Source organism: Spinactinospora alkalitolerans, from assembly GCF_013408795.1.
GTDB lineage: Bacteria > Actinomycetota > Actinomycetes > Streptosporangiales > Streptosporangiaceae > Spinactinospora > Spinactinospora alkalitolerans.
Genome location: NZ_JACCCC010000001.1, coordinates 3,287,870 through 3,308,075 on the forward strand (window position 1 = coordinate 3,287,870; position 20,206 = coordinate 3,308,075).

18 protein-coding genes are annotated in these 20,206 nt (G+C 70.9%); 16 read left to right on the forward strand and 2 right to left on the reverse strand.

The features are described 5' to 3' along the window. Window positions 1-3: 3 nt before the first annotated feature. The 16 genes from HDA32_RS14650 (at window position 4) to HDA32_RS14725 (ending at window position 17,380) form a co-directional block, all read left to right on the forward strand. On the forward strand, window positions 4-1,233 hold the full coding sequence (locus tag HDA32_RS14650; RefSeq protein WP_179643718.1) for an acyl-CoA dehydrogenase family protein: 1,230 nt from the start codon (window positions 4-6) through the stop codon (window positions 1,231-1,233). 39 nt (window positions 1,234-1,272) lie between these two features. Then, window positions 1,273-2,382, forward strand: coding sequence for a homogentisate 1,2-dioxygenase (locus tag HDA32_RS14655; RefSeq protein WP_179643719.1), 1,110 nt, complete (start codon window positions 1,273-1,275; stop codon window positions 2,380-2,382). Between the two features lie 2 nt (window positions 2,383-2,384). Continuing rightward, window positions 2,385-3,572, forward strand: coding sequence for an alpha/beta hydrolase (locus HDA32_RS14660; RefSeq protein ID WP_179646706.1), 1,188 nt, complete (start codon window positions 2,385-2,387; stop codon window positions 3,570-3,572). A 20-nt stretch (window positions 3,573-3,592) separates the two neighbouring features. Then, window positions 3,593-5,110 carry a class I adenylate-forming enzyme family protein gene (locus HDA32_RS14665; RefSeq protein WP_218882461.1) on the forward strand — a complete coding sequence of 506 codons (1,518 nt, stop codon included), beginning with the start codon at window positions 3,593-3,595 and terminating at the stop codon, window positions 5,108-5,110. Beyond that, window positions 5,107-6,231 (forward strand): acyl-CoA dehydrogenase family protein, encoded by a 1,125-nt coding sequence (locus HDA32_RS14670; protein ID WP_179643721.1) that lies wholly within the window; start codon window positions 5,107-5,109, stop codon window positions 6,229-6,231. Before HDA32_RS14665 ends, HDA32_RS14670 begins: the two co-directional genes overlap by 4 nt. Window positions 6,232-6,312: 81 nt before the next feature. Further along, window positions 6,313-7,521: a thiolase family protein gene (locus tag HDA32_RS14675; RefSeq protein ID WP_179643722.1), complete on the forward strand. Its 1,209-nt coding sequence runs from the start codon at window positions 6,313-6,315 to the stop codon at window positions 7,519-7,521. Then, window positions 7,521-8,270, forward strand: a complete 750-nt coding sequence (locus tag HDA32_RS14680; protein ID WP_179643723.1) for an SDR family NAD(P)-dependent oxidoreductase — start codon at window positions 7,521-7,523, stop codon at window positions 8,268-8,270. The genes HDA32_RS14675 and HDA32_RS14680 overlap by 1 nt, the downstream gene beginning before the upstream one ends. A gap of 19 nt (window positions 8,271-8,289) precedes the next feature. Next, the gene (locus HDA32_RS14685) at window positions 8,290-9,459 is read left to right on the forward strand and encodes an acyl-CoA dehydrogenase family protein (protein ID WP_179643724.1); all 1,170 of its coding nucleotides are present in this window, start codon (window positions 8,290-8,292) and stop codon (window positions 9,457-9,459) included. Beyond that, entirely contained in the window at window positions 9,456-10,286 is an 831-nt protein-coding gene (locus tag HDA32_RS14690; protein ID WP_179643725.1) for an enoyl-CoA hydratase/isomerase family protein, read from the forward strand. The genes HDA32_RS14685 and HDA32_RS14690 overlap by 4 nt, the downstream gene beginning before the upstream one ends. After that, window positions 10,267-11,043 carry an SDR family NAD(P)-dependent oxidoreductase gene (locus HDA32_RS14695; RefSeq protein WP_179643726.1) on the forward strand — a complete coding sequence of 259 codons (777 nt, stop codon included), beginning with the start codon at window positions 10,267-10,269 and terminating at the stop codon, window positions 11,041-11,043. Before HDA32_RS14690 ends, HDA32_RS14695 begins: the two co-directional genes overlap by 20 nt. Before the next feature lie 37 nt (window positions 11,044-11,080). Further along, on the forward strand, window positions 11,081-11,995 hold the full coding sequence (locus HDA32_RS14700) for a hydroxymethylglutaryl-CoA lyase (protein WP_179643727.1): 915 nt from the start codon (window positions 11,081-11,083) through the stop codon (window positions 11,993-11,995). Window positions 11,996-12,233: 238 nt separating this feature from the next. Beyond that, a complete protein-coding gene (locus tag HDA32_RS14705) occupies window positions 12,234-13,745 on the forward strand; it encodes an ABC transporter substrate-binding protein (protein WP_179643728.1) in 1,512 nt (503 codons plus the stop codon). Window positions 13,746-13,761: 16 nt separating this feature from the next. Beyond that, on the forward strand, window positions 13,762-14,721 hold the full coding sequence (locus tag HDA32_RS14710; RefSeq protein WP_179643729.1) for an ABC transporter permease: 960 nt from the start codon (window positions 13,762-13,764) through the stop codon (window positions 14,719-14,721). Then, on the forward strand, window positions 14,718-15,590 hold the full coding sequence (locus HDA32_RS14715) for an ABC transporter permease (RefSeq protein ID WP_179643730.1): 873 nt from the start codon (window positions 14,718-14,720) through the stop codon (window positions 15,588-15,590). The genes HDA32_RS14710 and HDA32_RS14715 overlap by 4 nt, the downstream gene beginning before the upstream one ends. Then, window positions 15,583-16,590 carry an ABC transporter ATP-binding protein gene (locus HDA32_RS14720; RefSeq protein ID WP_179643731.1) on the forward strand — a complete coding sequence of 336 codons (1,008 nt, stop codon included), beginning with the start codon at window positions 15,583-15,585 and terminating at the stop codon, window positions 16,588-16,590. Before HDA32_RS14715 ends, HDA32_RS14720 begins: the two co-directional genes overlap by 8 nt. Next, the gene (locus tag HDA32_RS14725; RefSeq protein ID WP_179643732.1) at window positions 16,583-17,380 is read left to right on the forward strand and encodes an ABC transporter ATP-binding protein; all 798 of its coding nucleotides are present in this window, start codon (window positions 16,583-16,585) and stop codon (window positions 17,378-17,380) included. The genes HDA32_RS14720 and HDA32_RS14725 overlap by 8 nt, the downstream gene beginning before the upstream one ends. Before the next feature lie 11 nt (window positions 17,381-17,391). Here HDA32_RS14725 and HDA32_RS14730 read toward each other — a convergent pair whose 3' ends face one another. Continuing rightward, window positions 17,392-18,963, reverse strand: coding sequence for a sulfatase family protein (locus HDA32_RS14730; protein WP_179643733.1), 1,572 nt, complete (start codon window positions 18,961-18,963; stop codon window positions 17,392-17,394). Window positions 18,964-19,105: 142 nt separating this feature from the next. Continuing rightward, window positions 19,106-20,092, reverse strand: coding sequence for a formylglycine-generating enzyme family protein (locus HDA32_RS14735; protein WP_179643734.1), 987 nt, complete (start codon window positions 20,090-20,092; stop codon window positions 19,106-19,108). Window positions 20,093-20,206 lie beyond the last annotated feature (114 nt).

Consider the following 20,206-nt stretch of genomic DNA (forward strand, 5'->3'; position numbering starts at 1 on the left):
GATATGACCATCACGCAAGAACGGCAGACCGACCTGACCGACTTCCGCGACGGGCTCCGGGCCTTCCTGAGGAGGATCGCCGACGACTTCGGCGCCGGTGCGCGGCTGAGCGACGAGCACCAGGGCTGCGACCGGATCGCCTCCGTCGAGGAGCTCCGTGAGGGGCACGAGGACCGGGTCCGCCTGGTGCGCCGGCTCCAGGCCGCGCTGTACGACGCGGGCTACGCGTGGCCCAGCGGACCCACCGACCACGGCGGCCGCGGCCTGTCCGCCGAACACGACCTGGAGGTGGAGCGTCTCATGAACGAGATGGGCTTCCCCTCCCGCGAAGCGCTGTTCGTCGGATTGAACATCGTGGCCCCCGCCGTCCGTCACCACGGCGGCGACGAGCTGCGCGCCCGTGTGCTGCCCGCCCTCTACCGGGGTGACGCGATCGGCTGTCAGCTGTTCTCCGAGCCGGGAGCGGGATCCGACCTCGCGGGCGTGTCCGCCCGGGCGGTGCGCGACGGGAACGACTGGATCATCACCGGGCAGAAGGTATGGACCTCCATGGCCCACCTCGCCGACCTCGGCGAGGCGCTCGTGCGCACCGATCCGGACGCGCCCAAGCACGCCGGACTGACCATGTTCATCATCGACATGGACTCCCCCGGAGTGACAGTGCGCCCCATCCGCCAGATCACCGGCGGCGCCGCATTCAACGAGGTGTTCCTCGACGAGGTCCGGGTCCCCGACGCCAACCGCATCGGGGGGGCCGGCGAGGGCTGGCGGGTGGCCGCCACCAGCCTCGGCAGCGAGCGCAGCTCCATGAGCGGCAGCACCGGGCCGGTCACCCCGCACGTGCTGGACCGCCTGCACGGCCTCACCGGCCGACTGGCCGCGGAGGCCGGGCCGGTGCACCACGAACAGGTCGCCCGTACCGTCACCGCGGTTGCCGCGCTGCGGGCCGCCGAGGAGCTGACCGAGAAGTCGTGGTCGCACACGCTGGCCCCGATCTCGGGGTCGGTGCTGAAGATGCTCATGGTCCGCGCCGTCGATGAGATCGGCCGCCTCGCTCAGAGCGTCCTGGGCGAACGGATCTACTTCGACTCCGGCGAATGGGACACCTACGCCTGGTCCGAGTTCGTCCTCGGGGCCCCGGCCCTGCACATCGCGGGGGGCACCGACGAGATCCAGCTCAACGTCATCGCCCAGCGCGGACTCGGCCTTCCCCGACCGCCCAAGAACACCTGACATCCGGCCAGCCGGAATCCACCACCAGAAGGACGGACAATGGAGTCTTTCATCCAGCTACGCAAGGGCACCACGCCCCGCAGGATCCACCGCGATCTCAACGGGCTCAAGGACGACGAGATGGGCCGCTACGGGTTCACCGGTCGCACCGCCCACCTGTACCGGCGCAACGACCCCACCGCCTTCCGCGCCGAGGGTCCGCTCTCAGGGGTCGACGTGCAGACCTCGGACCTGCGCCCCACCGACCACGGCGACCCCGCGGGCGAGCCGATGCTGTTGTTCAGCAACGCCGACTGCCGGATCTCGCTGAGCCGCCGCGCCGAGGCCGCGCCGTTCCACACCCGCAACGTCGACGGCGACGAACTGCTCTTCGTGCACGAGGGCACCGGCGAATTCGAGACCGAGTTCGGCCGCCTGCCCTACCGGCCCGGCGACTACGTCTACATCCCCAAGTCCACCACCTACCGCCAGGTGCCCGCGGAGCGCTCCCACATTCTCCTCATCGAGGCCACCGAGGAGTTCCGCGTCCCCGAGGCCGGTGCACTGGGCCGTTTCTTCCCCTACGACCCGTCCCTGGTGACCGTCCCCGAGGCCGAGGTGTTCGCCGAGGACGGGCGCGAGGAGTACGAGGTCCGGCTACGCCACAGCGGCGAGCACACCTCCCTGTTCTACGGGTTCAACCCGCTCGACGTGGAGGGCTGGAAGGGCGACAACTTCGCCTTCACCTTCAACATCGACGACTACGACGTGATCGTCTCCGACACGGTCCACCTCCCCCCGACGGTCCACCTGTTCATGCAGGCCACCGGCGTATACGTGATGAACTTCCTGCCCCGCCCCGTCGAGGGCGCCCCCGGGGCGGAGCGGATCCCGTGGTACCACCGCAACGTCGACTTCGACGAGATCGCCTTCTACCACGGCGGGAACGTCTTCGGAGTGCCCATGCCCCCGGCGCTCATCTCCCACGCCCCGCAGGGCGTGCATCACGGCATCCCCGAGCGCGCCCGCGAGCGTGCCCGGCGCCGCTTCGACGTCGACGAACAGGTCGAGTGGAAGGTGATCGCCGTCGACACCCGCCACCGCCTCACCCCCAGCCCCGAGATGCTGGCCGCCGTCCAGGTCGAGGTCCCCGAAGAGGTGCAGGTGTGACCATGGCCAAGGAACTCACGCGGTTCGAGTACGACCGCATCCCCTACCTCATCCTCTTCGAGGACGACTCGGCCTACCGCGACACCTACGGCGGCGTCAGCGAGAACGTGGCGCTGGAGAGCTTCCTGCTGCGCCCCAAGAACGTGCCCTCCGACACCGCCGTCGTCTTCATGCACCCCATCGGCGGCGGCGCCTACCTGCCGATGAGCAACGCGCTGCCGCGCGCGGGCCACCACGTCATCTACTGCAACAGCCGCTACCGGGGCGTCGACAGCGCGCTGATCATGGAGAAGGTCGTCCAGGACCTGGGCGCGTGCGTACGCGACGCCCGCGAACGCTGGGGCTACACCAACATCGTCCTCGCCGGCTGGAGCGGCGGCGGCTCCCTGTCGCTGTACTACCAGCAGCAGGCGCAGCACCCCACCGTCACCCACACCCCGGCCGGGGACCCGTTCGACCTGACCGCGCTGGGGCTGCAGCCCGCGAACGGCGTCATGCTGCTCGCCGCGCACGTCTCCCGGCACGGCACGCTCACCGAGTGGATGGACGCCTCCATCCTCGACGAGAGCGACCCGTCCAAGCGGGACCCCGGACTCGACCTGTACGACCCCGACAACCCCGACCAGCCGCCCTACACCGAGGAGTTCGTGGCCCGGTACCGGGAAGCGCAGATCGCACGCAACCGCCGGATCACCGCCTGGGTGAAGGAGACCCTGGAGGACCTGCGCTCCCAGGGCCGCCCCCTGGAGGAGCGCGGGTTCGTCACCCACGGCACCATGGCCGACCCTCGCTGGCTCGACCTGTCCCTGGACTCCAACGACCGGGCTCCCGGCTGCTACCTGGGCGACCCCCGTGTCGTCAACAACGGTCCCGTCGCCCTGGCCCGGTTCAGCACCCTGCGCAGCTGGCTCTCGCAGTGGAGCTACGACGACGCCAACGGAGACGGCCCGCGCTGCGCCGCCGAACTGGAGGTGCCCACGCTCGTCATCGGCAACTCCGCCGACAACGCCTGCACCCCCAGCCACACCGACCGCCTTTATGAGGCGGTCGGCCACCCCGACAAGACCCTGCATGTCGTCGAGGGGGCCACCCACTACTACTCCGGCCCAGGTCAGAAGCTTAAGTTGGCCGAAGCCGTCTCCGTCGTCACCGAGTGGATGGGAGAGCGAGGATGGGCGGGATCCCTGTGACCGCGCCGGATGAGCGGCGGATGCCGACGCGCACCATCGACTCGACGGTGCGCGAGCGCGCCCGCAACCGGCCCGACGACATCGCCGTCATCGGCCTCCACCAGCCGCTGACCTGGCGGCAGCTCGACGAGGCCGCGGACCGCGCCGCCCGCGTCCTCGCCGAGAACGGTGTGGGCCCCGGGTCCCTCGTGGGCTGGTTCGGGGCCAACGACGTCGGCTACCCGGTGGTGCTGCTGGCGACCTGGCGGCGCCGCGCCGGACTGGTCGGGGTGAACTGGCGGCTGCCCGACCACGACCAGCGCTCCCTGGCCCAGGAGATCTCACTGACCCATCTGGTCTCCGGCGCGGACCTCACCGACCGGGCCGAGCGGATCGCCGAGGGCCTGTGCGGGCTGACCGTCGTCGACCAGAGTGCGCCGCTGTGGCCCGACATCGAGCCCGAGCCCGAAACGGTCCTGGAACCGGAGCCCGGCGACACCGCCATGGTCTTCTTCACCTCCGGGTCCACCGGAACGCCCAAGTCGGTGCCGCTGACGCGCCGCGCCAACGAGCTGACCGTGGCCAACCCCAACGGCCACGGCATCCACGCGGGAACGCGCCAGCTCATCGTCCCGCCGGTGTTCCACCTCGCCGGCGCGATGTGGGCGCAGTACGGCCTGCTCTACGGGACGACCCAGGTGTACATCGCCGACGCGTCGCCCAAGGGCATCGTCGACGCCCTCAACCGGTACGAGATCACCCACGCGGTGTTCGTTCCGACCCTGATCCGCGCCGTCGTCGACCAGTTGCGGGCCGAACCCGTGGCGCTCCCGTCGTTCCGCCACCTCGCCTACGGCGCGGCCCCCATCACCCAGTCCCTGATCCGCGAGGCGCTGGAGTTCCTCGACTGCGAGTTCTGCCAGGTGTTCGGGATGACCGAGATCGGCGGCACGGCGAGCTTCCTGCGCAACGAGGAGCACCTGAACGAGGGGAAGCCGGCCCGCCTCACGTCGGCCGGACGCCCGGCCCCCACCGTGCAGCTCCAGGTCCGCGACCTGGCCACCGGCGAGGTGCTGCCCACGGGGGCCTCCGGCGGACTGTGGGTGCGCTCGCCGTTCATGGCCCAGGGCTACATCGGCAGGGAGAGGGAGACCCGGGCGGTGTTCGTCGACGGCTGGCTCAACACCCGCGATGTCGGCCACCTCGACGAGGACGGCTTCGTCTACGTGGAGGGCCGCTCCGACGACATGATCGTCTCCGGCGGCGAGAACGTGCATCCCGGTGAGATCGAGAACGCCATCGCGCAACTGCCGCAGGTGGCCGAGTGCGCCGTGTACGGGGTGCTCGACGAGCGGTGGGGGAGGAAGGTGTGCGCTGCGGTGGTGCCCCGCGGTCCCGACCTCACCGAGGAGGCCGTGATCGAGCACTGCCGCACGGTGCTGGCCGGCTACAAGGTGCCCAAACTCGTGCGCATGGTGCCGGAGCTGCCTCGCACCGCCAACGGCAAGCTCATCCGCAAGCGGCTGATCGCGGAGACCGCGGAGGAGGCGGCCGGGTGAGCACCGACGTCCTGGCGCCCGACGAGGTGCGCGCCGCCCTGCGCGACTACTTCTCAGACCATCCGGGCCTGGCGGAGACCCGCCGCCTGCGCGACGGCGACCACGCCGTGGCGGAGGCGGGCTTCGACCGCGCCCGGTGGAGCGACCTGGCCGGCGAGGTCGGCCTGGCCGCTATGGGCGCCCCGGCCGAGGCCGACGGCCTCGGTCTGGGGCTGGAGCACCTCGTCGCCGCCCTCGAGGAGTGCGGGACGACCCTGTACCCGGGACCCGCCCGCGCCGCCGCGCTCCTGGCATGGTCTTCGGGGCTGACCGCCGACCGGAGCGACCGTCTCGGCGAGGCGGTCACCCGCCTCGTGGAGGGGGCCGCCGTCCCCGCCTTCGCCCAGTTCGAGGGGGCCGGACGCGACAGCCTGGAGCTGTCCGCCGACGGCCTGCTCCGCGGCCGGGTCCGCGGGGTCACCCACGCCACCGCCGCAGACCTGCTGCTGGCCGTCGCCGGGGCCCCGGACGGTCCCCGTGTGGTCGTCGCCGACCTGGGCGCCGGCGGCGTGCGGCGCGCCTTGAGCCGGGGTGTCGACTTCGCCGGGGTCACCGGCGAGCTGGAGTTGGGCGGGGTGCCCGCCACCGCGCTCACCGAGCCCGGTGACACGGCCGCCGTGGCTCGGTTCGACACCGCGGCCCGGATCCTGCTGGCCGCGGAACAGGTCGGCGGTGCCGAGGGCTGCCTGCGCGAGAGCGTCTCCTACGCCCTGGTGCGCACCCAGTTCGGGCGGCTCATCGGCGGCTACCAGGCGGTCCAGCACCGCTGCGCGCGGACGGCCGTCGCGGTGGCCTCCGCCAAGGCCTTGGTGTCGGCGGCGGCGCGCGCCGTCGACGACGACGAGGATTCCGCGCGCATGTTGGGGCTTCTGGCCAAGGCCGAGGCCTCGGACGTGTTCCAGGAGGCGGCCGACGGTCTCGTCCAGGTGTGCGGCGGCATCGGCTTCACCTGGGAACACGACGCGCACCTGTTCTTCAGGAAGGCGCGTTCCACCGCCGTGCTCGGCGGCACGTCGGCCCGGCTGCGGCACCAGGCCGTCGAGGACGGCTGCCTGAACCTGATCCGGCCCGCGACGACCTGACGGAGTGGCGCGGGACGCGGTCCCGCGCCACTCCCTCTCTCAACATCCCATTATCGAATGATCACAAGAAAGGGACGTCCTATGACTGTTCCCGTCATCATCGAGGCCGTGCGCACACCGGCCGGCAAGCGGGGCGGCTCCCTCTCCGGCTGGCACCCCGTCGAGCTGGCAGCCGAGACCCTGAAGAACCTGGTGAAGCGCTCCGGCATCGCCCCCGAGCTGATCGACGACGTCATCATGGGCTGCGTCAGCCAGGTCGGTCCGCAGAGCACCAACATCGGCCGCAACGCCGCCCTGGCCGCGGGACTGCCCACCACCGTCCCCGGCACCACCGTCGACCGCCAGTGCGGCTCCTCCCAGCAGGCGATCCACTTCGCCGCCCAGGCCATCGCCTCGGGCGCCATGGACGTCGTCATCGCCGCGGGCGTTGAGTGCATGAGTACCGTCCCCATGTTCTCCAACGCCCCCGGCGGCGACATCCGCGCCGTCTACGGCGAAGACCTCCAGGGCCGCTTCGCCGACCAGGAGAACTACGGCCTGCCCGGGCTCGTCCCGCAGGGCGTCTCCGCGGAGATGATCGTCGACCGCTGGGGCCTGACCCGCGAGGACATCGACGCCTACGCGCTGCGCAGCCAGCGCCGCGCCGCCGCAGCCCGCGACGAGGGCCGCTTCGAGCGCGAGATCATCCCGGTGGCCAAGAGGATCCGCGACCGCGAGACCGGTGAGGTCACCGTCGTGGACGAGTCCCTCGTCCACGACGAGTCCATCCGCGACACCACCTCCGCGGAGGCGCTGGCCGGGCTCAAGCCGTCCTTCGTCCCCGAGGGCCGCGTCACCGCCGGCAACTCCTCGCAGATCGTCGACGGGTCCGCCGCCGTGCTCCTCATGGCCGACCACGTCGCCGAGCGCCTGGGCCTGCGCCCGCGCGCCGCGGTCCGCCACATGACCGTGGTCGGCGACGACCCCGTGCTGATGCTGTCCGCGCCCGTCCCCGCCACCCGCACTGTCCTGAAGCGGGCGGAGATGACCGTCGACGACATCGACCTGTTCGAGGTCAACGAGGCGTTCGCACCGGTCGTGGTGGCCTGGCAGCACGAGCTCGGCGCCGACGGGGAGCGGGTCAACGTCAACGGCGGCGGCATCTCCCTGGGCCACCCGCTGGGCGCCTCGGGCGCCAAGTTGACGGTCACCCTCCTGCACGAGCTGGAGCGCACCGGCGGCCGCTACGGCCTGCAGACCATGTGCGAAGGCGGCGGCATGGCCAACGCGACCATCATCGAGAGGCTGTGATGGCCCTCAGTGCGGACCTCACCGGCAGAGTCGCCGTTGTCACGGGGGCGTCCAGCGGCATAGGCCGGCACTTCTGCGGCCTGCTGGCCGACTCCGGGGCGACCGTCGTGGCCGCCGCCCGCCGCACCGAGCGGCTGGCCGGACTGCGGCGCCCCGACGGTCGGATCATCCCCGAGACGTGCGACGTGACGGTGACCGACGACTGCGAGCGGGTCGTCGACCGCGCCGCGGAGCTGGGCGGACCGCACATCCTGGTCAACGCGGCCGGCTTCGGCGACGCCGTTCCCGCTCTGGAGCACCCGGTCGAGGAGTTCCGGCGCACCCTGGACGTGGACCTGACCGCCACCTTCGAAATGAGCGTCCTGGCCGCCCGTGCGATGGACGGGCGAGGCGGCTCCATCGTCAACATCGCCTCGATCCTGGGCCTGGTCGGCTCCTGGCCGGTCACCCAGGCCGCCTACTGCGCGGCCAAGGGCGGCGTCGTCAACCTCACCCGGCAGCTCGGCGCGGAGTGGGCCGAAAAGGACGTCCGGGTCAACGCCATCGCCCCCGGCTGGTTCCCCAGCGAGCAGACCGAGGAGATGCTCGCCCGGGAGGACTCCATCCGCTGGCTCCGCCGCAACACCCCGATGCGCCGGGTGGGGCGCCTGGAGGAGCTCGACGGCGCGCTGCTGCTGCTCGTCGACGACGCGAGCGGCTTCATCACCGGCCAGACCATCGCCGTCGACGGCGGCTGGACCGCCCGTTGACCCCGGGAGAGAAGACCCAATGAAGAGAACCCTGTTCACCGAGGTGCACGACGACTTCCGGGCCGGCTTCCGGGCGTTCGTCGAAGCCGAGATCCTCCCCCACCACGACGAGTGGGAGCGACAGGGACGCGTCGACCACACCATGTTCAAGGCCGCCGGCGAGGCGGGCTACCTGGCGACGGCCGTCCCCGAGGAGTACGGCGGGCTGGGCCAGGACGACTTCCGCTTCAACGCCATCATCGGCGAGGAGCTGCAGCGCGCCGGCGTCATCGGCTCCGGCATGTGCATCACGCTGCACAACGACGTCGTCCTGCCCTACCTGTTGGACTTCACCACCGAGGAGCAGCGCCGCCGCTGGCTGCCCGGTGTGGTGAGCGGCGACATCATGGGCGCGATCGCCATGACCGAGCCCGAGACCGGATCCGACCTGGCGGCCCTGCGCACCACGGCACGCCGGGAGGGCGACGCCTACGTGGTCAACGGCGCCAAGACCTTCGTCACCAACGGCCTCAACGCCGATCTATACGTGGTAGCGGTGCGCACCGGCCCCGGCGAACGCCACCGGGGCATCAGCCTGATCGCGGTCGAGGACGGCACCCCCGGCTTCGGCCGGGGGCGCCACCTCGACAAGATCGGCCTGCACAGCCAGGACACCGCCGAACTGTTCTTCGACGAGGTACGGGTTCCGGCCGCCAACCTGATCGGCGAGGAGGGGCGGGGATTCCACATCCTCATGCGCAACCTCGCCCAGGAGCGCCTGGGGCTGACCGTGTCGGCGATCTCGGCGGCACGCGCCGCCCTGACCTGGACGGTCCGCTATTGCGCGCAGCGGACCGCGTTCGGCCGGCGGGTGCTGGACATGCAGAACACCCGCTTCACGCTCGCCGACCTGGCCACGCGGATCGAGATCGGCCAGGTGTTCGTGGACCGGCTCATCGAGGCGCACGGACGCGGAGAGCTGACTTCCGAAGACGCCGCGAAAGCAAAGCTGTACACCACCGAACTGCAGCAGCAGGCCGTCAACGAAGGGCTGCAACTGCACGGCGGCTACGGGTTCATCCGGGAGTTCCCCATCGCCCGCGCCTACCTCGACGCGCGCATCCAGACCATCTTCGGCGGCACCAACGAGATCATGCGCGAGATCATCGGGCGCGGCCTTGAGGCCGCCTACGGGGAGGGTTCCCGGTGACCGTCGACGTGGCGCGGCGGAACGGGATCGTCGAGATCACCCTCGACCGCCCCGCCAAGCGCAACGCGATGACCGACGCGATGTGGTCCCGACTCGACGAGATCCTCAGCGAGATCGAACCGGGCGGCCGCGACCGCGTCCTGGTCGTGACCGGGGCGGGCGGCGCGTTCTGCGGCGGCTCCGACGTCGGTGGGCTACTGGACGATCTCGAGTCGCTGCCGAGCCGAATCGACGTGTCCAACCGCTGCGTCCTGGCCATGCGGGAGCTGGCGATCCCCACGATCGCCAAGGTCGACGGCGTGGCCGCCGGGTCCGGCGCCAACCTCGCCCTGGCTTGCGATTTCGTGATCGCCGGCGCGCGGGCGCGCTTCGCCCAACTGTTCATCCACCGGGGTCTGTCCCTGGACAGCGGGGCGAGCTGGCTGCTGCCGAGGCTGGTGGGGGAACGCCGCGCCCGACATCTGTGCCTTCTCGGTTCGACCGTGGAGGCCGCCGATGCCATGGCGATGGGCATGCTCACCGAACTGGTGGACTCCCAGCGGCTGGACACCCGGGTCGAGGAGCTGGCCCGCACGCTGGCGGGCTTCTCCTCCCCCGCGCTGGCCGGGACCAAGCGGATGCTCAACCGGTCCTGGGAGAACAGCCTCGCCGCAGCGCTGCGCGCCGAGACCGAGAACCAGGTCCGGGTCATCGCCACCGACGCCGCCCGCGAGGGCATCACCTCCTTCGGCTCGGGCACCGCGCAGCCGTGTCCGGCGCCTAGCGACAGCAGAGCACCTTCAGAGAGAAAGAGCGGGAACCAGGGACATGGAACTTCAGGGCAGTAGCGCCATCGTGACCGGAGGCGGTTCCGGTCTGGGCGAGGCCACCGCCGGGGCGCTGGCCGGACGCGGCGTCTCGGTGACGGTCGTCGACCTGAACGAGGAGGGCGGCAAGCGCGTCGCCGGGGAACTGGGCGGCCGGTTCGTCAAGGCCGACGTCGCCGACCCCGCCGCGGTGATCGAGGCGGTCGAGGCGTCGACCGCCGCTGCTCCGCTGCGCGCGGTCGTCAACTGTGCGGGCATCCCGAGCCTGTCGCGCACGATCGGCCGCGACGGCGCTTACGAGTCCGCGCACGACCTCGACGCGTTCCGCAAGGTCGTGGAGGTCAACCTGATCGGCTCGTTCAACGTGGTGCGCCTGGCCGCCACCGCCATGTCCACGAACGAGCCCGACGCGAACGGCTCCCGCGGCGCGATCCTCAACACCACGTCGGTCGCCGCCTTCGAGGGCCAGGTCGGCCAGGTCGCCTACAGCGCCTCCAAGGGCGGGATCGTCGGCGTGACCCTGCCGCTGGCCCGCGACCTCGCGGTCGTCGGCGTCCGGGTCAACACCATCGCTCCCGGCCTCATCGAGACCCCCATCTACGGCAGCGGCCCCGAGGCCGAGGAGTTCAAGGCGAACCTCGCCAAGGACGTGGTGTTCCCGCGCCGTCTCGGGCTGCCGGACGAGTTCGCCTCCATGGCACTGGAGCTGCTGACCAACGACTACGTCAACGGCGAGGTCGTGCGCGTGGACGCCGGCGTGCGCCTGCCTCCGAAGTAGTCCTTCCCCGACGGATCAGCAGGAACGAGGAAGCACCGTGGCCAGTACCACCGGTCCCGTGACGATCGTCGAGGTCGCGCCGAGGGACGGACTGCAGAACGAGGCCGTCGACTTCACCACCGGGCAGAAGCTGGAGTTGATCGCGCGCGCCGTGCGCTGCGGCGCCCGCAACGTCGAGGTCACCGGTTTCGTGCATCCGGGGAAGGTCCCGGCCATGGCCGACGCCGAGGCCGTCGCCGCGGGTCTGCCCCGCGACGACGGGGTGTCCTACAGCGCCCTCGTCCTCAACATGAGAGGACTGCGAAGGGCGGTCGACGCGGGGATCGGCGAGGTCAACGTCGTCGTCCATTGCACCGACGCGTTCAGCCTGCGCAACCAGGGGGTGGACGTCGCCGACGGTATCGGGATCTGGCACGAGGCGGCCGCCGGGGCCCGCGCGGCGGGAGTGCGCGCGAGTGCGACCCTGGCGGTGGCCTTCGGCTGCCCCTTCGAGGGCGAGGTCCCCGTGGAACGGGTGGCCGAGATCGCCGAGGCGGTCCTGGCCTCCCCACCGGAGACTCTGTCCCTGGCCGACACCATCGGCGTCGCGGTCCCCGCCGACGTGCGCGCCCGGTTCGCAGCGGTCTCCCCGTTGCTGCCGGAGGGGGTGGTGCCGCGCGCCCACTTCCACAACACCAGGAGCACCGGGACGGCGAACGCCCTGGCCGCGGTCGAGGCCGGAGTCGCCATCCTGGACAGCAGCCTCGGCGGGATCGGGGGCTGTCCCTTCGCGCCCGGGGCCACCGGCAACGTGGCCACCGAGGATCTGGTGTACGCGCTCGACCGCAGCGGCGTCGGGACGGGGCTCAGCCTGCCGGAGCTGCTCGACGCCGGCGGATGGCTGGAGGGCGTGCTGGGGCGGCCGCTCCCCGCCCTGGTCCGGCACGCCGGGGGGTTCCCCGTCCCGATGTGAGCGGCTCGGGGCCGTTTTCGGGCGCCTGGCCCGTACCCGGGTGGGTGCCCAGCGCGGCATCCTCTGCGGTGCACTGTTCCCGCAGATCACCTCGCTGTGACGAAAAGAGCGGCCGTGGCCGATGGTCACATTTCCACTCTTGCCTTCACAGTAAAACTGAGACTAACATCAGCTTCAGTTTCTTATGTGGCCTCTGCCACATCATCCCCACGCAAGGACGAGACCGGGGGTTTTCCGTATGAAGAAGATTGGTGCGGCCACTGCCGCACTGACTCTCGGACTGACGGCCGCCTGCGGAGGAGGCTCCTCCGATGTCAGGACCGGCGACGGCTTACTGAAGTTCGGGGCGGTACTCGCGCACAGCACCCTGGACCCGGACCTGCTGCCGGTCGCCCAGATGTCCCCCTACCTCACCCCGCTGTACGACACGCTGACCCTGCTCTCCCCGGACGAGAGCGTCGAGCCGCTGCTGGCCACCGAATGGGAGTCCGGCGAGGACGGCGACGGCCCGTACCTGGACATGACCCTGCGGGACGGGCTGTCCTTCCCCGACGGGACGCCCTTCACCTCCGAGACCGTGATCGCCAACATAGATCGCTCCCAGGAACTGGAGGGCAGCACCAACGCCGTCGACTTCACCGGCGTCACCGTCGAGGCGACCGACACCCACCGGGTCCGCTTCCGCAGCGAGCAGGGCGTGGGCGCGCTCCCCCGGATCCTGGCCGGCCCCGCCGGCATGATGATCTCGGACGAGGCCATCGAGACCGGCACGGACCTGACGGAGCAGTCGGCCGGCATCGGCTCCTTCACCCTCGACACCGTCCAGCCGAACCGGGTCGTCTACAAGGCGAACGACGGCTACCGGGACGAGGGCGCCGCCGCGGCGGAAACCCTCGAAATCCACTACCTGGCCGACGACGCCAAGCTGAACGCGATCCGCTCGGGCGACCTCGACATCGCACTCCTGCCGCAGCAGATGGTCCAGACCGCCGAGGACTCCGGCTACGAGATCGAGCGCAGCCTCGGGGCCGAGAACTACACGTTCTCCTTCAACACCGAGATGGAGCCCTTCGACGACGTCCGCGTCCGCGAGGCAGTGAGCCTCGCCCTCGACCAGCAGGCCGTCTGCGACAGCCTGCTCGAAGGCGAGTGTGAGCCGACGGGGCAGTTCTTCGGCGCGGGCACCAACGCCTACGACCCCGACCTCGGCCTGGAGCGGTTCCCCTTCGACCTGGAGAAGGCGAAGAAGCTCGTCAAGGAGGCCGGAGCCCAGGGCGCCGAGGTCGAGATCGTGACCGTGGCGGGGAACCAGGTGTTCGAGCAGCTCGCCACCATCGTCCAGGCCCAGCTCACCGAGATCGGACTCGACGCGGCGGTGTCGCCGGTCGCGCCTCCCCAGGTCGTCAGCCGCTTCACCGCGGAGAAGAACGTGGCGATGGCCTTCGGCGCGACGGGCAACGCCTTCGACCCGTCGGTCACCCTGCAGCGCTACGGACTCGTCGGCGGCCTCTACAACCCCGGTGGCCTGGAGGATCCCGAGGTCGAGGAGCTGGCGAAGGAGGCGCTTCTGGAGACCGACCAGGAGGAGCGCTCGCGGATCTACCGGGAGATCTCGGGGATGTACGCCGAATCGATGCTCGTCGTCCCGGTCCTGACCCCCGAGAGCAGCTACGTCATCGCACCCGGGGTGGAGGGCTGGGAGGCCCCGTGGGCTCCCTCCTTCCCCTCCTTCCGCGGCGTGAGCGACTGACCGGAAAGGCGCACCAATGGGTCCCTTGATTCTGAGAAAGATCGGGCTCCGCGCCCTCTCGGCGATCCCGATCCTGCTCGCCGTCACGTTCGGCACGTACGTGATGCTCTTCGCGATCGGGGACCCTGCGTCGGTGGTCGCCGGAGAGGGCGCCACGCCCGAACAGGTGGAGGAGGTCCGGCAGCGGCTCGGCCTCGACCGGCCGATCGTCCTGCAGTACCTCGCCTGGCTGGGCAACGTGCTGCAAGGGAACCTCGGGGAGTCGCTGCACCACAAGGGGGCGGTCACCGCCCTCCTGGCCCAGCACATGCCTCCGACGCTGCTGCTCTCCCTCCTGGCGCTGCTCCTGGCCACGGTGTCAGCGGTCGCGATGGGCACCGCCGTGGGGATGCGTCCCGACGGCCTCGTGGACCGCGGCCTCCGCGGCCTCTCCCTCCTGGGGATCGCGGTGCCGAACTTCCTCGTGGGCCTGCTACTGGTCCTGGCCTTCGCGATCTGGCTCCCGTGGTTCCCGGCCGGCGGCTACCGCACGCCGGCGGAGGTCGGGGTCGGGCCGATGCTGTCCTACCTGGTGCTCCCGGCGATCGCTCTGGGGATCTCGCTGATGTGCCAGCAGATGCGGACCTTCCGCGCCTCGCTGGTCAGGGAGTACCGGGCCGACTACGTCCGGACCGCGCGGATGAAGGGCGCGTCCGAGCGGAGCGTCTTCTTCGGACACGTGAGCCGGAACGCTTCGGGGCCGCTGGTCACGGTGATCGGCCTTGAGATCGGGGTCCTGATCACCGGCGCCCTGCTGGTGGAGGCGGTCTTCGCGATCCCCGGAATCGGCACGCTGACACTGGAGTCCGTCCGCGGCCAGGACTTCCCGGTCGTCCAGGGGCTCGTCGCGCTGTTCGCGGCCGTGGTGATGGCGGCGAACCTCGTGGCCGACCTGGTCGTCCTCTGGCTCGACCCGGCGGCGAGGGCGAAAGCATGAGTGATACCACGATGAACGACACCCCCCGTACACAAGCGGCCGAGAAGGTGCGGCGGCTCCGCCGCTCGTTCTCACCGGGCCTGGGCGGCCTGCTCGCTCTGGGGTTCGTGGGGATCTGCGCGGTGACGTCCGTGCTGGTCCCCTCCCTGCCACTGGCCGACCCCAACGCTCAGGACATCGGCCGCGCGCTGGTTCCCCCTTCGGCCGAGAACCGGCTCGGAACCGACCAGCTGGGACGCGACCTCCTCAGCCGCCTGCTCTGGGGGACGCGGACGTCGATGCTCGCGGCGTTCACCGCGGTGGCGGTCGCCGCGGCCATCGGCGTCCCCCTGGGACTGGTCGCGGGCTACTTCCGGGGCTGGGTCGACGCCGTCACCGGACGCGTCGCCGACATGTTCCTGACCGTCCCCGCCCTGATCCTGCTGCTCATGGTGCAGACCGCGCTGCAGACCGGGATCCAGGGCCAAATGGTGACCCTGGGCGTCATCCTCGCCCCCCGGGTCCACCGGATCGTGCGGGCCGAGACGGTCGGATTGGCGCACCAGCCGTTCATGGTCGCCGGACGCATGTCCGGCTGCTCCCACCTGCGCATCGTCTGGCGCTATCTGCTGCCCGGCGTCCGGGCCCAGGCGATGGTCCAGGTGAGCTACCTGCTCGGCCTCTCCCTCGTGATCGAGGCGGGGATCAGCTTCCTGGGGATCGGGGTGCGTCCCCCCGACGCCAGCCTCGGCACGCTCCTGACCGGCGCGGCGGCGATGCTCTCAAGCGAGCCCCGGGTGGTCCTCATCCCCGCCGCCGTGCTGACCGCGCTGATCCTGAGCCTGAACCTCCTCGGCGACGCCGCGACAAAGGAGTCCGAATATGAGTGAGACGGGACACCGTGAGGCCGCCGTCCGAGTGAGCGGGCTGACCCTGGGGACCTCCCGCGACCGCGCCCCTCTCCCCCTGGTGTCGAACGTGTCGTTCGAGGTCCGCCCCGGCGAGATGCTCGGGCTCGTGGGCGAGTCCGGTTCGGGCAAGACCCTCACCGGTTCCGCCGTCGCCGGGCTCCTGCCCAGGGGGGTCCGGCGCCTCAGCGGGGAGATCGAACTCGCGGGCGGGCTCGCCGAAGGCGAGGGGGTGCCCCGCCGCTCCCGCAGCGACCTCGCGATGGTCTTCCAGAACCCGATGACCAGCCTCAACCCTTCGGTCCGGATCGGCGACCAGGTCATGGAGGCGGTCAGACTCAACCGGCCGAAGATCCCGAAGCGCGAGGCCGGGAAGGAGGCGCTGGCCGTCCTGGAGCGGGTCGAGATTCCCCGCGCCGAGGAGCGGATGCGCCAGTACCCCTTCGAGTTCTCCGGCGGCATGCGCCAGCGCGTCATGATCGCGATCGCCATCGCCACCAACCCCAAGGTCCTCATCGCCGACGAGCCCACCACGGCCCTGGACGTCACGGTCCAGCAGGGCGTGATGGACCTGATCGACCGGCTGCGCGCCGAACTGGGGCTGGCGGTCCTCCTCATCTCGCACGACCTGGCCGTGGTCAGCGAGCGGTGCGACCGCCTGCTCGTGATGTACGCCGGGGAGATCGTGGAGTCCGGGGACGCCAGGACCGTTCTGGACCGGCCGCTCCACCCGTATGTCGACGGCCTGATGCGGTGCATCCCCGAAGTCGCCCTGCGACTGGGGGAACTCCGCTCACTGCCGGGCGGGGTGCCCGCCCCCGGCGACATGCCGGCCGGCTGCCGGTTCGCCCCCCGGTGCGGGCTGCGGGTCGACGCCTGCGTGTCGGCGCACCCGCCGCTTGAAGAGGTACGGCCGGGCCGCGGCGTGCGCTGCGTCCGCGCCGGTGATCGAGTCGTGATGGCAGGAGGCAGAGATGTCTGAACCACTCGTCGAGGTGGAGTCGGTCCGCAAGGCGTTCCCGACGGGGAGTTGGCCCCGCCGCGGGGAGCCCACCGTCGCCGTCGACGACGTGTCCTTCCAGGTGGTCGCCGGCGAGTCGCTGGGCATCGTGGGGGAATCCGGCTCGGGCAAGTCGACGCTGGCCGGCGTGATCTGCGGCCTGACGAAGCCGGATTCCGGACGGGTCCGGGTGAAGGGCCGGGAGATCCATGCCGGGCGCCGATTCGACCGGACCGTGTGGCGGAGTGTCCAGATGGTGTTCCAAGACCCCTACACCTCGTTGAACCCGTCCATGACCATCGAGGAGATCGTCGCCGAGCCCCTGCGGCTGTGGCATGGCGTGGCGGCGCCGGTGGCGCGTCGGCGTGCGGGGGAGATCCTTGACCGGGTCGGCCTCTCCGCGACGGCCGCCCGCCGCCGGGCGGGCGGCCTGTCCGGGGGGCAGCGCCAGCGGGCGTCCATCGCACGAGCGCTCGCGGTCTCCCCCGAAGTGATCGTGCTGGACGAGTCCGTGTCCGCGTTGGACGTCTCGGTTCAGGCGCAGATCCTCGAACTGCTGCTGGAGCTCAAACGCGACACCGGCCTCACCTACCTCCTCATCAGCCACGACATCAGCGTGATCCGGGTGGTCTGCAGCCGGGTGCTGGTGATGCGCCGGGGGCAGGTCGTCGAAGAGTGCCCCGCCGAGGACCTGACCGCCGAAGGCGCCACGCACGAGTACACGCGCCGCCTGCTGTCCGCGGTCCCCATGCTGTCGGCGGCCAACGGCTGAGTGGGAGCGTCTCAGCCCATGGCCGCCGGCCTGAGCCGGGGCTCGCGGGCCGGCGGAAGGTGGTCGTAGAGGTCCTTGACGAGCTTCTCCCGCACACTGGCGACGGCCGGGTCGTCCCACCGGTTCACCCACTGATGCGGGTCCTCCGCCAGGTGGTAGAGCTCGCCCTCGGTTCCGTCGTAGACGATTTCCGTGGCAGGCGGTTCGAGCCCGAAGCTGGCGTAGCGCTCGGCCTTGGGCATGCCGTACTCCCGGTCGGTCGGTTCGTACACGGTGCAGATCCAGCCGTCGCGAACGATGGTGCGGAGCCGGTAGCCGGTGTCGAGTTGGCTGTCCCACTCGATGATCGCCCGCTCGCGCCCCGAGCCGGGTGCGCAGGGCAGCGGCTCCCCCTGCATCCAGTCCGGCACCGGCACATCCGCGATCCTGCAGAACGTCGGAGCGAGATCGATCTGGCCGACCGGCTCCGGGACGACCGCCGGGGCCGTCTCGGCCGATCGGGCCGGGCGCCACACCATCGGCAGGCGCATCAGTGCGTCGACATGGTAGGGGCCCTTGAAGAGAAGGCCGAGGTCGCCCTGGAACTCACCGTGGTCGGTCGTCAGGACGACGTCGGTGTCATCGCCCCATCCGCGCTCTTCGACCTTGGCCAGGACGCGGCCGAACGCTTCGTCGAGCAGTTCGTTCTTGATGTGCACCAGGGCGTTGATCTCGCGGATCTGGTCGTGCGTCAGCTCAGCGGGGACGAAGTCGGCCGGTGCGCCGTCGATGTTGGGCACCGATCCGTCGTACCACGCGAGCCAGTGGGCGGGGCGCTGGGCGAGGATCTCCCGAATGCGCTCGTCCGAGCCGGGATGCCCATCGGGCAGGTCCAGTTCGCGCCAGTCCACCCGATGGCGCTCGGAGACCGGCGGGTCCCACGGGTGGTGCGGGTCGGGGAAACTCATCCAGCAGAACCAGTCCTCGTCCCCGTCGAGGCTGTCGAGCCACTCGATGACCCGGTCGGCGACCCAGTCGGTGTGGTAGTGCCCGCGTGCCACCGGGTTGTCCATCGCCCCCGGCGCACCGGTGTCACCGCCGGGGGCGGCCGAGAAGATCCGCAGGAACCCCTCGGCCTCGTCCGGGTGGTTCTCGCGCAGCCAGTTCGCGTAATGCGAGGCGCCCAGGGGACCGTGCCCGGCGAACTCGACGTGGTCGAAACCCCGGTAGGGACCGTGCTCACCGGTGAGGGCGAGCCTGTTCTGCTCCCAGTGGCCGGTGGGGTCCGCGATGGGCTCGAAGTGGACCTTCCCGATCAGGGCGGTCCGGTATCCGGCGTCGCGCAGGACCTCCGCGACACTGGGGGCGTCGGGCGGCAGGGGCACCCCGTTGGCGATGACACCGTGTGTGCTGGGGTACTGCCCGGTCAACATGCTCGACCGCGCCGGGCTGCAGACGACGTTCTGGCAGTACGCCCGTTCGAACCGGACTCCCTCCTCGGCGAGCCCGTCGGCGACGGGCGTACGGGCGACCCGTCCGCCGTTGCATCCGTACGCGTCGTACCGTTGCTGGTCCGTGGTGATGAAAAGGATCTTGCGGCCCATGCTGCTTCCTTCGCTCGGTGTGTCGGGCGACGAGACTCGGTGATTCGGGTGTGTTCGTGCGCGGCGGTCGCGCTGCGAACGCCGGTGCGGCAGGGGGCGACGTCGATTCCGCGGCTGCGCCCGGCACTCCTGCGGCAGCGGATCAGCCGTGCCGGGCGGGGATGTCCGCGGCGCAGCGGAAACCCATGTGCCCGGTCGTGCTGTCCGCGGTATTCGATGTCCGCGCCGCGACCCGGTAGCGGGTGCAGTAGGACCGGTGGCACAGGTAGGAGCCTCCCCGGACCACCCGTGCCGCACCGGTGGGCGGCCCGCTCGGGTTCACCCGGGTCTCGGCGCGCTCCTCGATGTGCCGATCCGGACTCCACCAATCCGCGCACCACTCCCACACGTTGCCCGCGGTGTTGTACAGGCCGTGGCCGTTGGGCGCGAAGGCGTCGGCCGGGGCCGTCCCCACATAGCCGTCGGTTCCCAGGTTCCGCGTGGGGAAGTCGCCCTGCCAGATGTTGCAGCGGTGTTCACCGCCCGGTTCGAGTTCGTCGCCCCACGGAAAGATCGCCTGGTCCAGTCCGCCGCGGGCGGCGTGCTCCCACTCGGCCTCGGTGGGCAGCCTCTTGCCCGCCCACCGGGCGTAGGACAGGGCGTCGTTCCACGAGACGTGCACGACGGGGTGGTCCTCGATTCCCTCGACCGATGACCCGGGGCCGGTGGGCGCCGTCCACGTGGCGCCCCGGACACCCCGCCACCACGGCGCTCCGGGCACGGATCCCGCCATCACGTGACGGGCGGCCTCGCCGGTGACGAACGCAGCGAAGACGAACGACCAACCGAACCGCTCCGCCTCGGTGACATGGCCGGTGGCGTCGACGAATGCCGCGAACGCGGCGTTGGTGACAACGGTCGCGTCAATCAGGAAGGCGTCGAGGGTGACCTCACGTACCGGTCCCTCGCCGTCAGCGGTGAAGCCCCTGCCCGTACCGTCGCCCATCCGGAAGGTCCCGCAGGGAAGCCGGACCATCCCCTCGGTCCCGATCGCGTCCGTCCCGCCGGTCGGCTCGTTCGGCGATGTCTTCGAGGCGTCACCCCCCGAGGACAGCACCTCGACCCGCCGCGGTCCACAGCATCCGTCCATCTCGTCTTCCTCCCGCGGTGTACTCGGTCGCCGACTGAGGTGCCCTGCGTCTTTCTGCTCGCACGCGGACCGGGCCGGAGGGCGCCAAGGGTACCGACGCACCCTGAACTGATA

Bases quoted from the DNA above. Each gene is read 5' to 3' on its own strand.
- HDA32_RS14650 (WP_179643718.1), top strand. From the start codon at position 4: ATGACCATCACGCAAGAACGGCAGACCGACCTGACCGACTTCCGCGAC.
- HDA32_RS14655 (WP_179643719.1), top strand. From the start codon at position 1,273: ATGGAGTCTTTCATCCAGCTACGCAAGGGCACCACGCCCCGCAGGATC.
- HDA32_RS14660 (WP_179646706.1), top strand. From the start codon at position 2,385: ATGGCCAAGGAACTCACGCGGTTCGAGTACGACCGCATCCCCTACCTC.
- HDA32_RS14665 (WP_218882461.1), top strand. From the start codon at position 3,593: ATGCCGACGCGCACCATCGACTCGACGGTGCGCGAGCGCGCCCGCAAC.
- HDA32_RS14675 (WP_179643722.1), top strand. From the start codon at position 6,313: ATGACTGTTCCCGTCATCATCGAGGCCGTGCGCACACCGGCCGGCAAG.
- HDA32_RS14680 (WP_179643723.1), top strand. From the start codon at position 7,521: ATGGCCCTCAGTGCGGACCTCACCGGCAGAGTCGCCGTTGTCACGGGG.
- HDA32_RS14685 (WP_179643724.1), top strand. From the start codon at position 8,290: ATGAAGAGAACCCTGTTCACCGAGGTGCACGACGACTTCCGGGCCGGC.
- HDA32_RS14695 (WP_179643726.1), top strand. From the start codon at position 10,267: ATGGAACTTCAGGGCAGTAGCGCCATCGTGACCGGAGGCGGTTCCGGT.
- HDA32_RS14705 (WP_179643728.1), top strand. From the start codon at position 12,234: ATGAAGAAGATTGGTGCGGCCACTGCCGCACTGACTCTCGGACTGACG.
- HDA32_RS14710 (WP_179643729.1), top strand. From the start codon at position 13,762: ATGGGTCCCTTGATTCTGAGAAAGATCGGGCTCCGCGCCCTCTCGGCG.
- HDA32_RS14715 (WP_179643730.1), top strand. From the start codon at position 14,718: ATGAGTGATACCACGATGAACGACACCCCCCGTACACAAGCGGCCGAG.
- HDA32_RS14720 (WP_179643731.1), top strand. From the start codon at position 15,583: ATGAGTGAGACGGGACACCGTGAGGCCGCCGTCCGAGTGAGCGGGCTG.
- HDA32_RS14725 (WP_179643732.1), top strand. From the start codon at position 16,583: ATGTCTGAACCACTCGTCGAGGTGGAGTCGGTCCGCAAGGCGTTCCCG.
- HDA32_RS14730 (WP_179643733.1), bottom strand. From the start codon at position 18,963: ATGGGCCGCAAGATCCTTTTCATCACCACGGACCAGCAACGGTACGAC.
- HDA32_RS14735 (WP_179643734.1), bottom strand. From the start codon at position 20,092: ATGGACGGATGCTGTGGACCGCGGCGGGTCGAGGTGCTGTCCTCGGGG.